Here is a 16904-nt window from a genome sequence, read left to right as displayed (position 1 = left end):
GAAGTTATTGTTGTCTTTTATTATACTTGATATATCGAAATTTTTTTAATAAAGTGTAGGACAAATACGAATAAATTTTGACAAAAGGTCTTAAGACGAATGCACCAATTTTCATTAATATGTGTAGGATTTGTCGAATAATAGCGATTATTAAACGTACGATAAACCAAAATGGTTTCCATGTTATATTCACTATTATACGTGCAATGAAACGTAAAAAGGTTTGAAAAAAGGTTTGATATAAAAATATACCAGCAATCTGCGCAAGCGGGTCGTAAGCCCGCCATGCGCCATCTTTTAACCAAAACAATAAATAATACGTTAACCCTCCGAGCAGAATCCAAGTCAACAATTCTAAAACCATCATCCACTTTCGGAGGCTTGACCTTTTTGGAGTTGAAAAAACAATGAGCCTTACACTATCAATAATAAATCCAACTGCGATACCGCTCACAACCATGACTAATAGCTGAACGAATTGCTGACTAACAATCATCCAAACAATTTATGAAGGAAACCTTTCGAGAAGCCACTTTCCTCCTCGTCATACTGCAAGGTTTTTACAGTTCCTTCAAGCGTCAATAACCCTTTGTCAACATCTAAGTGAACGATATGCAGTTCCTCTCCACGAATCAATAAATGCCCTTGGGACGTCTTAATAAAAAACTCTTCCTGATCAAAGCGTTCAATTGATTTTACAGAAGTCATGTCCATTCTTTTACGATTACGAATCGTTAAAATATGTTCTCCAGATGGAATTGTGTAACGATTACTTTCTTGATGTAGCGTCATTTTTTTCCTCCTTTAGTCGTCCTAGCTTCTGTTCACTTTATGCGGACAACCTTAAAAGCATGACAAACTTTATGAAAGTTGCCTTACTTTTATTAAGAAAAAATTTTTAACGTTACTAGCAAATCAATTACAACTCGGTATAATTGCGCTCAGATTTTTTCGAGCACAATTAAAATTTGAAACATCTGCAGGAATCTTTAACTTGGTTCAGCCAGCGTTTAAACCCTAAGAAATCCGTATTGGCGTTTATCCCCATAGTGAACTTCTGCTCAAACAAAGTGAAAATTAGTCTTCGTCATCAATAAATTCAGGCTCAACCTTTTCAAGACGCTCTTCTTTTAATATTGTAAACATCTTTGCTGCATCTTCTTTTTTTACAGTATCACGTAACTCTTCCACGCGAGCTGTGACAATTTTTTGGCCAAAACGAATAGCTAGTTCATCACCAGCCTTCACACTACTACTAGCCTTCGCTACTTTACTATTAATCGTAATACGACCTTGGTCAGCAACTTCTTTTGCTAACGTACGTCGTTTTATTAATCGTGAAACTTTTAAATATTTATCTAATCGCATATTATTACTCCTTCTCAAGTTGCTTTGCTTCATGCCAAAAAGCATCTAATTGTTCCAGTGTATAATCTGAAAATGGCTTACCACTAGCTTTTACTTTCGCTTCAACATAGCCAAAGCGTCTTGCAAACTTCTCATTTGCATGCAGCATGGCCTCTTCGGGTGATAGCTTGTAAAAGCGAGCTAAATTAACGAGCGTAAACAACACATCTCCAAATTCATCGAGACGCGTCATATTAGACCCTTTCGCCACTTCATGACGGAATTCCTGCCACTCTTCTGCAAACTTATCCCATGCGCCATCTACATCTGGCCAATCAAAACCAACTTTAGCTGCCCTTTTTTGATAATTGTACGCTGTTTGCAGCGCAGATGACGCTCGATATTCCTCTTCCAATAACGGCTTGTCACTAATCCCTTTTTCTTCAGCCTTGATTGCTTCCCAATTGGCAATGACACCATCAGCATCTTCAACTGTGACATCTCCAAATACATGAGGGTGACGACGAATCATTTTCTCACTAATTGAAGCTAAAACGTCCTCTAATGTGAAATAGCCTTGATCTTCTCCAATTTGCGCATGTAGAAATACTTGTAATAACACATCCCCAAGCTCTTCAATCATCGCAAAATCATCTTCTGCATCTACAGCGGCTAAATATTCATGTGCTTCCTCTAGTAAATATTTCTTTAACGATTCATGTGTTTGCTTTTGATCCCACGGACACCCATTTGGTCCACGCAAAGTAGCAATAATTTGGCGGAAAGTTGCCCAATCACGTAATGCTTCCTCCTGAGAAGTCACCGGAGGTACATAAACCGTTGTTAAATTATTTACCTCAACACTTTGGTCAAGCTCATATAGCGGAACGGTCACTAGCTTTTCTTGAGAGGAACCCGCTGCTGTAACGACCGTTACTGGATATTCATCATCATATTTCTCCATCAATGTCAGCTTCACTTCCGACGCGCTGAATGTATCATACACTTGTGCAATTAAAATGTGCTGGCGCATATTAATGTCATGCATCGAAAAGCTTGTGCCATCTAGTAATTGAAAGCCCTCAATTGGGTCAATTTTTAAAGCACCAAAAATAGGGTCTAAAAAGCTCTGACCACCTTCTATTACTACATTGACCTTTTCTTCTTGCGCTGCTCGAATAAGAAGCTGCACCGTTTGCTCTGCAACAAGCGGATGACCAGGTACAGCGTACATCACGTCTCCCATTGCAGTAGCCTCGATTAATCTTTGCGCAATTTCTTCATACACCGGCTGGAATGTACTATGCTTCTCATATACAGCGTCAAAGCTTTCAAATTGTAAGCCTTCGTTAGCTAGCTCCTCTAATACAGGGTGATCAACCGTCCTAACAAACAACTTCTTTGCCGCTATTAATTTTTTATAAACGCCCATTTGCAACTGATTGAAATCACCAGCGCCAAGGCCAATTATCGTTAATGTATTCAATAACTCCACCTACTTCTTTCTATTTAACCATAGTTGATAAACAGCCATTCTACGACCAAAAGGTAGTAAATACCATTCTTTTTCAGCAAGTACTCGTAGTTTTGCAATGCAAGTAATCATCACTATTGCGCCAATACAAACCGCACTGAAGCCAGCAACCACAGCGACAAGGCGTTCAGATAAAAATCCATTTAACAAAGCTGGGATAAATTGAAGCCAAAGGATTACTACCACTGACATACATAATGAGGCAATGCCAAGCTTTTGATAAAAGCTTGCAGGTGCCAATTGAATGCCTGTAATTTTCTTTAAGTACAGCACGAGCGCTAATGCTGTGAACAAAAGTCCCACATTATTAGCAACAGCAGCGCCTAGAACACCAAACGGTGCAATTGTGAAGACATTTAGTAACACTTTTAATAAAAAACCTACAAATAAAAACAGAGCTGGCATTTTTAATTTCCCAAAACCTTGCAAAATAGCTGTAAATGTCAAAATAATTGACAACGGTACAATTTGTAAAACATATAACATAAGTACTTCTGATAGTGCATCTGTTTTAAATAGCATTGCATTAATATAAGGCATGACTAGTATTAGCCCTAGTGAAGCTGCCCACCCAAACAATACGGAGGCCCTATACGTAAGCTGTATAAACGGCATCGCACTGCGCCCATTTTGCTTGTTAGACATATGTGCAACAAGTGGCACAATAGCAAGCGATAATGAGGCTGCAATGACAACCCCTAATTGAACTAATGGTTGTCCGCGGTCATAAATACCTTTTGTTTCCTTAGCTAATGTCTCGTCCATTCCGCTATCTATGAGTAGCGAAAAAATAGTAAATGAATCGACAAGCTGATAGCCAAGCAATAACAAGCTACTCATACTCACACTTAAACTAAGCAATGTCACCTCTTTTAACACAGGAAAGCTTGCTATTCGTTGTTGTTGTTTGCCAATAAAAGAACCAAAGCGTTTTTTAAAAAGAAACGCAATTAATAATAAGCCAACTACTTCTCCGACGACCGTCCCAATAATAGCCATTTGTCCTGCCCCATAGAGGGACTTTGTCGTTGTCATAATTATAAACGTACCAGCTAATATAACGGAAACTCTTACCGTTTGCTCCAGTACTTGTGCATAAGCAATTGGCTCCATAATCCCTCTTGATTGAAAGCCACCCTTAAAAATAGCAAGTGCAGGCATTACTAATACAATAAAAGATCCTGTGCGTAGTAATAGCGCAAGATTGGCATCACCCATCATTTTCGCAAGTACATCTGCCCCAGCAAATAAAACACCAAAAAATACGAAGGAAAGTACTGTTAAATAACGAAAAATAATCCGCATAATGCTTCGTCTTTTCTGTGTACGTTCTTCCTCATCTACAATACAATCATTATCTGCAAGCATTTTTGAAATAGCTACCGCAAAACCGCTTGATGTCCATACTACAAAGATGGATATTACAGGATACACTTGTTGATAAATGTAAAATCCTTCGTCACCAACTAGATTTTGAAAAGGTACACGATAAATTGCGCTTAAAACTTTCACAATGAGGGCTGCAATGGTTAGTAATGCCGCGCCCTTCATGTAACTTTTCATACCAAATCGTTCCGACATAAATTGTCCTCTTTCCTTCATTTAACAATGCCAATAGTATAGCATACCTCAAAAGTATGACGCTCACGTTAACACTGTCTCCGCTATCGGTACAGCATTATGTATACAAAAAAAGTTATTGTTCACCCTAAAAGAGTCATGACAATAACTTTCGATGTTCATCAATTATTCATTTGTTTTGCTAAGAAATTAGCAGCTGTTTCCACTACTTTTACTTCTACTTCGCCAACAAAATGTACTTTAGATAAAACAATGATACAACCAATTGGATCACCATTCACCATGATTGGTGTTGCACAATATGATTTAACTTGTTCATATTGTCCAGGAACAATTTCAATAGTTGTTTCCATTTTCTCAATTTTTGTTGAGCGTTCGTCCATAAATCCTTCTGCAAAAGATGTAATACGGCGATTAATATATTCTTTCTTGCCGATCCCTGCAACAGCGATTACTTCGTCTCGGTCTGTTACAAACGCTGGAGTACCTAGCGTTTCATACAATGTTTCTACATACTCACGTGCGAATTCTCCTAAATCATTAATTGGAGAATACTTTTTCAAAATGATTTCACCTTCACGGTCCGTATAAATTTCTAACGGGTCACCTTCGCGAATACGTAGCGTTCTACGAATTTCTTTCGGTATTACCACACGTCCTAAATCATCTATACGACGAACAATTCCTGTTGCTTTCATGCTAAACTGCCTCGCTTTCGTATTCATTAAAATTTTTCTACAACAATAGTATGGTTTTTCTCAAGACAATCTATGCAAAAAATGAACGAAAAGGATTTTGAATCCAACATTATTTTTTTTAATAAAAATTTGTCTTTTCATACAATAAGGCTGAACTTGCCAATTTGTCAACAAGTTCAGCCTTTTTTCACATATTTTTTTTCGATTTTGCAATAATCTGCATTATTTCTTCTAATATATCAAAATGATGGTATTTATTGCATTTACGCTCATCAATTGTCAATATCAACTGCATACTATCCATACCGAAGCCAACAGCTCGCTCAAATTTCATCGTTTCAGTTACAATTTTACTACCATCTACTTTTGCAGAACCCTCTTCAGATATCAAAATAGAGATAACCTTTTGCTTTTCTTTAATAGAGGAAACGCCCATTTCTAAGCCCCAAATTTTCATACGTGCAATTCGCAGTAAACGTTCTGTTTCAATTGGTAAATCACCGAAACGGTCTTGCAATTCTTCAATAATTTCTTCGTATTCATCCACTTGGTCCATCGCTTTAATGCGTTTATACATTTGAATTTTTTGATAGCCATCTGGAATATACGTATCAGGAATATAAGCATCGATGTTCAGTAAAATTTCTATCTCTGGCTTATCCTCTTTTTTCACGCCAGTTTGTCGTTCTGCAATGGCCTCTTCTAGCATTTGCGAGTACAAGTCAAAGCCAACAGAATCAATAAAGCCATGTTGCTGTGCACCCAATAAATTACCAGCTCCACGAATCGATAAATCACGCATCGCAATTTTAAAACCAGATCCGAGCTCCGTAAACTCTTTAATAGCTTGTAGTCGTTGCTCCGCTACATCTGTGAGTACTTTATCACGCTGATACATAAAGTAGGCATACGCTACTCGATTTGATCGCCCTACACGACCTCGTAATTGATACAGTTGGGCTAAACCCATTCGATCTGCGTCATGGACAATAAGCGTGTTGACATTAGGAATATCTACTCCAGTCTCGATAATTGTCGTCGTAACAAGAACATCATAATCCCCTTCAATAAATGCTAAAATGACAGATTCTAATTGTGATTCAGTCATTTTACCGTGTGCATGTCCGATACGCGCTTCAGGGACAAGCGTTTGAATCTCATCAACCTTCCGTGCCATATCCTCCACTCGATTGTATAAGTAAAATACTTGGCCACCACGTGCCATTTCACGCTCAATTGCTTCTCGTACTAGTGCACCGCTATGCTCCATAACATAAGTTTGCACAGGGAAACGGTTTGCAGGAGGCGTTTCAATAACCGATAAATCACGTACACCAACCATCGACATATGCAGCGTTCTTGGAATAGGTGTTGCTGTTAAAGTTAACACGTCAACATTTGTTTTCAGCTGTTTAATTTTCTCCTTATGTGTAACACCAAAGCGCTGTTCCTCATCTACAATGAGTAGACCAAGATCTTGGAACGTTAAATCTTTAGATAAAATTCGATGAGTTCCTATTACAATATCAACTTGCCCGTCTTTTAAACCTTTTAATGTCGCTACTTGCTCTTTTTTCGTGCGGAAGCGAGATAGTAGACCAACATTAATTGCAAAGTCCTGGAATCTCTCGCGGATTGTCTCGTAGTGCTGCTGCGCTAAAATCGTCGTAGGCACGAGGAAGGCAACTTGCTTACCATCTTGAATGGCTTTAAATGCCGCACGAATGGCAACTTCTGTTTTGCCATATCCTACGTCGCCACATACTAGGCGATCCATTGGGCGTTCTCGTTCCATATCACGTTTTACTTCAATAATCGAACGTAGCTGATCTTCTGTTTCTTCATAAGGGAATGATGTCTCAAAATTACGTTGATCATCATTATCAGGCGCAAAAGCATGCCCTTTTTCCGCTTCACGCTTAGCATAGAGTTTAATTAAATCATCTGCAATATCTTGAACGGCAGAGGAAACCTTTGCTTTAGCTTTTTTCCACTCCGCTCCACCTAATTTATGTAGCTTCGGTTCGCGATCTTCAGATGCCACATATTTTTGAATTAAATCGATTTGCTCCACAGGCACATATAATTTATCATCTGCGCGATATCGTATGTGCAAATAATCTTTATGTGTCCCATTGACTATTAGTGTTTCTACACCGATATATTTCCCAATCCCATGGTGCACGTGCACGACATAGTCGCCCGGCTTAATTTCTGTATAGCTTTTAATACGCTCTGCATTTGTCATTTTTTGAGGGCGTGATTTTTTCTTTGCTTGCTGTTTAAATAATTCATCCTCTGTTACGACTGCCAAACGCTGCAAAGGCAATTCAAATCCGCTTGATAATCCGCCTTCTACAATATAGAGACCAGACTCAGTCGGCTCCCCAATCGTTGCATGAATATCGTATTCCTCAAGCATTTGCTGTACACGTTTCACGCGGTTTTTATCCCTAGCTACGATAAGCACTGTAAATTTACCGAGCTGCCAGCGTTCAACTTCATTTTGTAATAACGCCATTTGCCCGTGGAATTGCTGCATCGGCTTACATGAAAAATTAGTTGTCTTATTAAAGGTAATACCAGCAAACGTACGTGAAAATAATGAGAAATATAGCTTCTGCTGTGACAGCATAGCCAAAATCTCCTTTAAAGAAAAGGCTGGCTTCACATCGTGTACCATTTTCCCCTCTTCAATCAGTGATAAAAACCACTCTTCTTCTTCACGCTCCCATGCATCCATTACTTCTTGAATGCGGCCAAGCTCATCAAATAATACGATGCCATCCTGTGCAAAATAATCACCTAAATATGCCGTTTTATCATATAACAACGAGCCATATTTATTAACGAAATCTGGGAGGTTTCCTTGTTGCAACAGTTCAATATCGTATTGAATATGTTGATACAGAAGCTCTTTCGTCTCCTGTTTCTTTACTTTTTTCAAGCTTGTCGCTAATGCAATTTCTAAACGACCTGCTAAAGCTATTCGTTCTTCCTTTGTCAAAATTACTTCTGACGCAGGTAAAATACGAACTTTTTGTAATTTATCTATTGAACGCTGATCATCTGCAGAAAACGTACGAATCGAGTCTACTTCCGTATCAAATAACTCGATTCGAATAGGTGCTTCTAAATACGGAGGATATATATCTAAAATGCCTCCACGCAACGCAAATTCACCAGGCGTCGTTACCATTGAGTTACGGACATATCCCATCGCTACAAGCGTTTGGAGCCATTCCTCTATTTGTACTTCCTCGCCTATGGCAGTCTGTAAAAAATAATGTATCCAATGTTCTTTCGGGGGCATCATTTTTCGCAAGCCAGCAATAGGTATAATGTAAACGGCTTTTTCACCTCTCGCTAGACAATCAAGCGTTGCGATACGCTCTGCTCGAAGCTCCGGAGAGGCTACTGATAAGTCTGCAGCAATAAACTCATCTGCTGGGTAATAGTGGACATATTCCTCTCCTAATAACCCTACAAGCTCATCCGCCATTTTTTGTGCCTGCAATAAATTGGGTGACACAATATAAATTGGTTTTTGTACATGGTCAAATAACGCATCGACCATAATTGGCCGTGCGCTTCCTGTTAAACCTGTAATGAGCTGAGATGCTGTATTGCCGCTCTGAATCTCCTGTAAAAATGATGTGATATGTTTGTCCTGCGACACAATCTGTCGTAAAACTTCCACAGTCAAAAACTCCTTTCAGCGCGAAAATTCTAATTATTCAATGTGCCTCATACTATCAATCTAGTACAATATTACACATTTCATTTGTCTAATTATCAAGTTCACCTTTGTGTAATTGTCCTAGTCATTAAACTCTCGGTTTAGAAAACATAACGCACTACTATACAACATGTTTATTATCCTTGCATTACTATTGAAAGCAGCGTATATTTCTACTTCAAAAAATAAAAACGGAAAAAGCTTTGAACGCACGCAATGTGCGCCAAAGCATCCTTCCATTATTGAATCCATTTATTGAGTGCGTGATAATCTGGATATTGTCTAAGCGAATCCTCACATTGCTCACAAATGCAGTGTACAGTCGTTTGCCCATGTTGATCCTTTTCAACATAATCATCTGCCTCACCTAATTCGAAAATATGCAACTTTCGAATTGTATCATCTGCATCAAATGGTAGTGTTCCTATTTCTACTTCACAATGCCTACAACGGTAGCGAATTGCCATCTCCAAATCATCCTCCTTTAAGCAACTTACTACTTAAAGTATAGACATTTTGGAAAGAGATTATGCACCGTTAAATTGGCTCATCACATCAAGAAATGGTTTTGAAAGAGACGCTTCTATTGCATTAACACTATTATCAATAGCATCTGCCATAACAATATTGTCTTCTTTAGAAAACTTTGATAGCACATAATCCGCTACCTTCATGCCAGCCGGTGGACGACTTACACCAATACGAATTCGATTAAATTCCTGTGTTCCTAAATGTTGAATCAAAGATTTAATGCCGTTATGTCCACCCGCACTACCTTTTTGACGCAAACGCAATTTTCCTGTTTCTAAATCTAAATCATCATAGATTACAATTAAATCTTCTACATCAATATCAAAATAGTCCATGAGAGGTCTAACGCATTCACCTGATAAGTTCATATATGTTAAAGGCTTAACAAGTAGAACCTTGCCTTCAGGACGATGTACTGTTGCATACATGCCATTGAATTTTGAAGTTGCTAACGGTGCATCCCACTTTTTAGCTAATGCATCAATTACATCAAACCCAATATTATGTCTTGTATGCTCATAAGGTTTACCTGGATTTCCTAAACCAACGATAATTTTCATAAGTACCTCACTTCTTTCAATCTAATAGTCATTATTTTACCATACTGAGCTATAAGAAAACATTTCGTTCATCCCCGTTATGAACAAATATATGTATGATAAAAATTTATCGGTCCGTTGTAAAAACTGTTCATTTTTACGACAACAAAAAAGCTATCAAGTCCGTCTTTTACGACTTCCTCGATAGCCTTCCCTTCAAACATACATTTAATCTTATGACTCAACGCTTTCTTCAACTTCAGTATCGTCTGCAGAAACTGTTGGCGCCATAATTGTTACTAAAATATGATCATCTTCGTTCACAATTTCAAAATCTACATGATCGCGAATATCCGCTACCATAATAGTTTCTCCAATTGCTAGTTTCGTAATATCAATTTCTAATGTTTCTGGAATATCAGTAGGTTTAACTTTTATTTTAACTTCCAAATTCGGCTGCATTAAAATGCCACCTTCACCTACACCAGCTGATTCTCCAACAAGTGTTACCGCTACGTCTACTTCTAATTCTTCAGACATATTAATTGCTAAAAAATCTACATGATTCACTTCATCTTTCAGTGTACATCTTTGTACTTCTGATACAACGACATTTACCCTTTCACCATCTAACTCCACCGGAATGACACCATTACGCCCGTTCTTTTGAACAAACTGTCTAAATTCTTTCGCTGAAATAGAAATTGGGGTTGAATCTAGTTTGTAGCCATAAATAACTGCAGGAATGGCTCCCCCTTTTCTAAGTTGGGTTAATGTCGAACGATGCCCAGCTTCGCGCTTATTTACACTTAAGACTGTACTCATACTATACCTTCCCCTTCCAAGAAAATTATTTATGCCTTAACACTGATGCCACATACCAATTACAGAATTCAATATAAAAAACGCTATTTCTTCTGTTATTAGTTTATGACAGCCGCTAAAGGCTTTTATAATATTTATCTCTCTTTTCGAAAGAGCGTAAATATTACACAGTAACAAATACTATTATACCCTCTAATTTGAATATTCAAACTTAATAGCTATACAAAAAGGACAAATCTACTCATAAATGTAGATTTGTCCCTTTTTTGTCACACATTATGCTATATCAAATATAAATTTATTCTAATTAAAATTAATCGAATAAAGTACTTACTGATTTGTTTTCGTATACACGAGAAATTGCATCTGCCATTAATTTAGCTACTGAAAGCTCTGTAATTTTTGGTGATTTTTTCTCTTCAGAAAGTTGAATTGTATTTGTTACTACTAATTCTTTAATCGCAGAGTTTTCAATACGCTCGATTGCTGGACCTGATAGTACTGGGTGTGAGCAGCAAGCATATACTTCTTTTGCACCAGCAGCACGTAAAGCGTCAGCGCCAATTGTAATTGTACCTGCAGTATCGATAATATCATCAATCAAGATTGCCACTTTACCATCAACATTACCAACGATATTCATCACTTCCGCAACATTTGGTTTTGGACGGCGTTTGTCAATAATTGCAATCGGTGCTTTTAAACGTTCTGCCATTTTACGCGCACGCGTTACTCCACCGTGGTCAGGTGAAACAATTACGATTTCCTCAGAAGGAATACCTTTAGATTTGAAGTAATCAGAAAGTAAAGGTACCGCCATTAAGTGGTCAATTAAAATATCGAAGAAACCTTGGATTTGTGGTGCGTGTAAGTCTAAAACGATAACACGTGTTGCACCAGCCGTTTCAAGTAAGTTTGCCACTAATTTAGCTGTAATTGGCTCACGCGCTTTTGCTTTACGGTCTTGACGAGCATAACCATAATAAGGCATTACAACGTTAACTGTACGAGCAGATGCGCGTTTCACAGCATCTACCATAATTAAAAGCTCCATTAAATGTTCGTTTACAGGTGCAGAAGTAGACTGCACGATAAACACATCACAACCACGAATACTTTCTTCAATACTAATTTGAATCTCTCCATCGCTAAAGTGCTTAACTGAAGATTTCCCTAATTCAACTCCCATTTCTTGCGCAATTTCTTGGGCTAGTGGGTTATTAGAATTGAGTGAAAATATTTTTAATTGTGAGTTTGCATATTGATACGGCATGATGGCCTCCTGTTTATTTGATAATTATTTTGAATTTAATTTGCTTACATAATTCGGTTTGTTTTCTTGTCTTGCACGCGCAATTGCTAGTGCATCCTCAGGAACTTCTTTTGTAATTGTAGATCCTGCTGCAATAAATGAACCTTTTCCAACTTTCACTGGCGCTACTAAGTTAGTATTACATCCTACAAATACATCATCTTCAATAATTGTTTGGAACTTGTTCTTCCCATCATAGTTTACTGTAATAGAACCACAGCCAACATTGACGTTATTACCTATTTCAGCATCTCCAATATAGCTTAAATGAGATACCTTTGTGTCGTTACCTAATTTACTTTTCTTCACTTCTACAAAGTTACCGATTTTAACATGGCTACCGATATCAGAAAGTGGACGAATATGTGCAAACGGTCCAATTGCTGTATCTTCCGCTACAGTGCTTTCTCGTACAACAGATGAATGCACAGAAGTACGGTCACCAATACGGCTATCGATAATTTGTGTATTTGGACCGATTAAACAATCTTCTCCAATTACAGTTGCTCCTTCAATCATAGAGCCTGGTTGAATCACTGTATCACGACCAATTACTGCATCTGAGCTAATGTACGTAGCATTTGGGTTAATGATTGTCACGCCATTACGCATATGACGCTCATTAATACGCGCACGCATTAACTCTTCCGCTTGTGACAATGCCACACGGTCATTCACACCGAGTGTTTCTTCAAAATCATCCGTTACATAAGCTTCAACGATATCGCCTTGTTTTTGTAAAATTTCAATTACATCAGGTAAATAAAACTCACCCTGTGCATTATCATTTTTCACAAGTTTTAACGTTTCAAATAATGCTTTATTATCGAAGCAATATGTCCCAGTATTAATTTCTTTTACTCGTTGCTGCTCTTCACTTGCATCTTTTTGTTCAACAATTTGCTCCACCTGTCCACCATCGCCACGTAAAATACGACCATAGCCAGTTGGATTTTCTGCAACAGCTGTTAAAATTGTTGCTTTTGCATTTTTTGCTTGATGATGCTCAAATAAAGCTTTCATCGTTTCAGGGCGAATAAGTGGCGTATCACCGCAAACAACTAATGTTGTTCCTTGTTCGCTACCTAAAATTGACTCTGCTTGTTGTACTGCATGTGCTGTACCTAATTGTTCAGCTTGTAAAACATACTCGCTCTTATCTCCAAGTTGTTGTTTTACTTTTTCTGCACCATGTCCTACAACCGTTACGATGCGGTTCACATCTAACGTTTGAATGTGATCCACTACATGCTGTACCATGGGTTTCCCACATACTGGATGGAGCACTTTATATAATTTGGACTTCATACGTGTACCTTGACCTGCAGCCAAAATGACAGCAAAAATATTGCTCATCAGTAAGTCCTCCAATACGCTCATTTTCTCTTATGACTATATAGCAAAATTCATCTATTTTCAAGGCATGTAGAATTGACTAAACGGTGAATTCCTAAATCAAACACACCTTATGCTCGAATGTAATGAGCTATACACTACAATTTGCTGTTTTTCTCTTTTTTGAAAAATAAAAAGAACTCCTCAATGATTGAAGAGTTCCTTTTATTTTCTTCCGCCAAAAGGATACTTATTTGTAAATAACCTTTAAACGAGCATTTATTTTCATAAAACTATACGCCAATTCCTTCTAATTCAGCTGCTTGTTCCGACTCTGGCACATTGCTAGAGTTATGATAAGCGTTTAAAATAATCTCTTGAATTTTGTTACGTGTCGTTGAGTTGATAGGATGCGCAATATCTCTAAATTCGCCATCTGGTGTTCGTTTACTCGGCATAGCGACGAATAAGCCTGTATTCCCATCAATAACGCGGATATCATGTACCACAAACTCATTGTCGAGTGTAATGGAAGCAATCGCACGCATGCGACCATCCGTTTGTACATGACGTAATCTTACATCAGTAACTTCCATTTTCTCACCACCTCTCATCTTAGATGCCTAAATGAAAATATTATATTCATATTACCGAATATTTCCCTTTTCATAGTCTACCAAATTTTCTAAAAAATTTGAATACTTCATTTTTAATTCGTTACAATATTTTCTCTAGTTTACGGTAAATTTGACAATTGTTTGTCAAATTTTTAAAAACTAATTAAATACACGGCGTAATGACTACCTTTTTGCCTACTAGATACGTCCATCTAAAAATTTGTGACATTCAATGAATCCTTTAACTTGTTTCAGCAAAGGTTTGAGTCCACACTAAAATCAGTGCATATTTAGTTTTTATTCGCCTCTTTTAGAATTAGAACGCATATGCTAAAGCTAGTTAATAAAAGCACTATAAATGACCTTTTAGCGTATTCTTAAAAGCCATCAAGAAGTTCAACTCGATGGCTTTTTTCTTTTTTATCCTTTTATGCTCCTAAATTAGAATTACGCTACCAACGTGTTCAGTTGATTGGCGTGAAAGGCCGCGACGTGACTTCTGCTTAGTACAGCACACAACGTAATGCGCAACAAACCGCGCGTTAACGAGTTGCGGCTTACAGAGTGCTAGGCAGAGGGCGCCACATGCACCGTAAATCAATAGCAGTATAAATCTATAATAAAAGAATAAAAGCCCTTTAAAAGAGCTTTAAGTTCTTTTAAAGGGCTACTAATTTTTATTTTACGATTGCGATAACTTCTATTTCTACTTTCACATCTTTTGGTAAGCGTGCTACTTCCACTGCTGAACGAGCTGGTTTATGCTCTCCAAAATGACTTGCATATACTTCATTCATAGCAACAAAGTCATTCATATCCTTCATAAAGACTGTTGTTTTTACTACATTGTCTAGTGATGAGCCTGCAGCTTCTAGTACTGCCTTTAAATTAGCAAATACTTGGTGTGTTTGAGCGACAATATCACCCTCTACTAATTCGCCTGCTGCCGTTAATGGAATTTGACCTGAACTATAAAACATCCCATTAACGATCATTCCTTGTGCATACGGTCCAATTGCTGCTGGTGCATTCGTTGTAGATACTACATTCATTTGTCATTTCTCCCTTTTTGTAAAATAATTGCCTTCACTTAATGCAATCGTACGATCTTTTTCATTGACCTCATGAAGCTTTACAAGTGAATAGTAATCATCTACTAAAGTTTCGTCTGCATGCTCTGCCTCAACTAGCACAGCGATGCCTGCTAATTGACAGTCAAACTCTTCTAATAGATTCTTCATGCCGTTCATCGTACCACCGACTTTCATAAAGTCATCGGTAATAAGTACACGCTGTCCACTCTTCATGCTTCTTTTAGATAATACCATTGTCTGAATTCTTCGAGAAGAACCAGATACATAGTTTATACTAACTGTAGAGCCTTCTGTTACTTTGCTATCTCTACGAACGACAACAACTGGAACATTTAAATGCCTTGCAATGGCATGGGCAATAGATATCCCCTTTGTTGCTACTGTCATAATAACATCGATTTGCTGGTCAGCAAATGCAGATGCAAAAACCTTCCCAACTCGATTAATTAAATCTGGATTGCCCAATAAATCCGTCATAAATAAATAGCCACCAGGTAACAAACGATCTGAATGTTCAAGCTCAGCTTTTAAATCCTGGATGACTAAACGAACTTCCTCTTCGGACATTTTAGGAATATACTTCACACCACCTGCTGCTCCTGGCACTGTTATCAATAACCCGATTCCTTTTTCTTCGAAAGTTTCTTTAACAATCGTTAAATCTTCACTGATCGAAGACTTTGCGGATTGATATAATTCTGAAAAATAAGTTAGCGGGATCAGCTGATGTGGATGTTCTAGTAAATAGTACGTCATATCAACTAGTCGTTCACTACGCTTCCATTTCATGCGACCCTCTCCTAAACACGAATATTTATAGGTAAAATTAACACAATTATGCGTTTTTAAGCAAGCGTATTACGCTCCCCTAATATGCGCACAGCATATACTTCTTCACAAAAACCTCGTAAGCCATTGTAAATTCTGCTCACTCTCGCCTCAGTATCCACGAGACCAAAGACCGTTGGACCGCTTCCGCTCATTAACGTCGCATCTGCGCCAAAACGTTTCATCTGTTCTTTTAACATAATAACTTCAGGATGTAACTTAAATGTTACAGTTTCCAAAACATTTCCTAAAGATGCACATAGTAGCTCATAGCTTTCTGTTTCAATTGCTTGGATCATTTGCTTTGTATTAGGATGCTCAAGCCCTTCAACCTTTAAGCCACCATATACTTCTGCTGTTGACACACCAATTTTAGGCTTAGCTAACACGACCCAACAACTTGGCGGTGCAGGTAATTCCTGAATTTTCTCCCCTCGCCCAGTTGCTAGTGCAGTACCTCCGTATACACAAAAAGAAACGTCTGAACCGATTTTAGCACCAAGCTCCGCTAGCTCGTCTATTGATAGTTTTAAATTCCAAAGCTCATTTAAACCTTTTAGCGTTGCCGCTGCATCGCTACTGCCTCCTGCAAGACCTGCTGCAATCGGTATTTCTTTTTCAATTGTAATGGATACACCTTGTCTAATGCCGTATGTATCTTTTATAAGACGCGCTGCTTGATAAGCAAAATTGCGGTGATCATTTGGTACGAAATTATCCGTTGAAATAATTTCAATTACTCCATCTTCTCGAGATTCTAAGCTAATGCGATCTGCCAAATCGACAGTCGTCATGACCATCTCCACTTCGTGATAATTATCTGGTCGTTTATAAAGAACATCTAATGTTAAATTAATTTTTGCAGGCGCCTTTACATAAAGCATCTTACTTCCTCCCTCATAACTACACGCATAAACAGCCGTT

Annotated in this window: 16 protein-coding genes; all 16 read right to left on the bottom strand. The window is 38.0% G+C overall.

Going from position 1 to position 16904, the window contains the following annotated elements; all coding sequences use genetic code 11:
- Nucleotides 1-4: 4 nt before the first annotated feature.
- A complete protein-coding gene (gene yabQ, locus ACIP9G_RS22355; protein WP_340821440.1) occupies nt 5-496 on the bottom strand; it encodes a spore cortex biosynthesis protein YabQ in 492 nt (163 codons plus the stop codon).
- Nucleotides 493-792 carry a sporulation protein YabP gene (gene yabP / locus ACIP9G_RS22350; RefSeq protein ID WP_004229167.1) on the bottom strand — a complete coding sequence of 100 codons (300 nt, stop codon included), beginning with the start codon at nt 790-792 and terminating at the stop codon, nt 493-495. Before yabP ends, yabQ begins: the two co-directional genes overlap by 4 nt.
- 285 nt (nt 793-1077) lie before the next feature.
- A complete protein-coding gene (locus ACIP9G_RS22345) occupies nt 1078-1368 on the bottom strand; it encodes an RNA-binding S4 domain-containing protein (protein WP_228134262.1) in 291 nt (96 codons plus the stop codon).
- A 4-nt stretch (nt 1369-1372) separates the two neighbouring features.
- A complete protein-coding gene (yabN, locus tag ACIP9G_RS22340) occupies nt 1373-2833 on the bottom strand; it encodes a bifunctional methyltransferase/pyrophosphohydrolase YabN (RefSeq protein WP_401022412.1) in 1461 nt (486 codons plus the stop codon).
- A gap of 9 nt (nt 2834-2842) precedes the next feature.
- Nucleotides 2843-4462, bottom strand: coding sequence for a putative polysaccharide biosynthesis protein (locus ACIP9G_RS22335; RefSeq protein ID WP_340821442.1), 1620 nt, complete (start codon nt 4460-4462; stop codon nt 2843-2845).
- Nucleotides 4463-4623: 161 nt separating this feature from the next.
- Nucleotides 4624-5160 carry a stage V sporulation protein T gene (gene spoVT, locus ACIP9G_RS22330; RefSeq protein ID WP_107896456.1) on the bottom strand — a complete coding sequence of 179 codons (537 nt, stop codon included), beginning with the start codon at nt 5158-5160 and terminating at the stop codon, nt 4624-4626.
- Between the two features lie 187 nt (nt 5161-5347).
- The gene (gene mfd, locus ACIP9G_RS22325) at nt 5348-8860 is read right to left on the bottom strand and encodes a transcription-repair coupling factor (RefSeq protein ID WP_401022408.1); all 3513 of its coding nucleotides are present in this window, start codon (nt 8858-8860) and stop codon (nt 5348-5350) included.
- A 278-nt stretch (nt 8861-9138) separates the two neighbouring features.
- Entirely contained in the window at nt 9139-9366 is a 228-nt protein-coding gene (locus ACIP9G_RS22320; protein ID WP_228134495.1) for an anti-sigma-F factor Fin, read from the bottom strand.
- 60 nt (nt 9367-9426) lie between these two features.
- Nucleotides 9427-9990 carry an aminoacyl-tRNA hydrolase gene (gene pth, locus ACIP9G_RS22315; protein WP_401022405.1) on the bottom strand — a complete coding sequence of 188 codons (564 nt, stop codon included), beginning with the start codon at nt 9988-9990 and terminating at the stop codon, nt 9427-9429.
- Nucleotides 9991-10203: 213 nt separating this feature from the next.
- Entirely contained in the window at nt 10204-10794 is a 591-nt protein-coding gene (locus ACIP9G_RS22310; protein ID WP_340821445.1) for a 50S ribosomal protein L25/general stress protein Ctc, read from the bottom strand.
- 313 nt (nt 10795-11107) lie between these two features.
- Nucleotides 11108-12067, bottom strand: a complete 960-nt coding sequence (locus tag ACIP9G_RS22305; protein WP_340821447.1) for a ribose-phosphate diphosphokinase — start codon at nt 12065-12067, stop codon at nt 11108-11110.
- A gap of 24 nt (nt 12068-12091) precedes the next feature.
- Nucleotides 12092-13462 (bottom strand): bifunctional UDP-N-acetylglucosamine diphosphorylase/glucosamine-1-phosphate N-acetyltransferase GlmU, encoded by a 1371-nt coding sequence (glmU, locus tag ACIP9G_RS22300; RefSeq protein ID WP_340821448.1) that lies wholly within the window; start codon nt 13460-13462, stop codon nt 12092-12094.
- Nucleotides 13463-13734: 272 nt separating this feature from the next.
- Nucleotides 13735-14037, bottom strand: a complete 303-nt coding sequence (spoVG, locus tag ACIP9G_RS22295) for a septation regulator SpoVG (protein ID WP_340821449.1) — start codon at nt 14035-14037, stop codon at nt 13735-13737.
- Nucleotides 14038-14735: 698 nt separating this feature from the next.
- The gene (locus ACIP9G_RS22290; protein WP_340821450.1) at nt 14736-15110 is read right to left on the bottom strand and encodes a RidA family protein; all 375 of its coding nucleotides are present in this window, start codon (nt 15108-15110) and stop codon (nt 14736-14738) included.
- Nucleotides 15111-15113: 3 nt separating this feature from the next.
- Entirely contained in the window at nt 15114-15941 is an 828-nt protein-coding gene (gene purR, locus ACIP9G_RS22285) for a pur operon repressor (RefSeq protein ID WP_340821451.1), read from the bottom strand.
- Between the two features lie 56 nt (nt 15942-15997).
- Nucleotides 15998-16864, bottom strand: coding sequence for a 4-(cytidine 5'-diphospho)-2-C-methyl-D-erythritol kinase (ispE, locus tag ACIP9G_RS22280; RefSeq protein WP_340821452.1), 867 nt, complete (start codon nt 16862-16864; stop codon nt 15998-16000).
- Nucleotides 16865-16904 lie beyond the last annotated feature (40 nt).

The sequence above is a fragment of the Lysinibacillus sp. NPDC093197 genome (genome assembly GCF_044754025.1).
In the GTDB taxonomy this organism is placed as follows: Bacteria; Bacillota; Bacilli; order Bacillales_A; family Planococcaceae; genus Lysinibacillus.
Note: the sequence above shows the minus strand (reverse complement) of the source record. Positions and strands in the feature narration are given on the sequence as shown.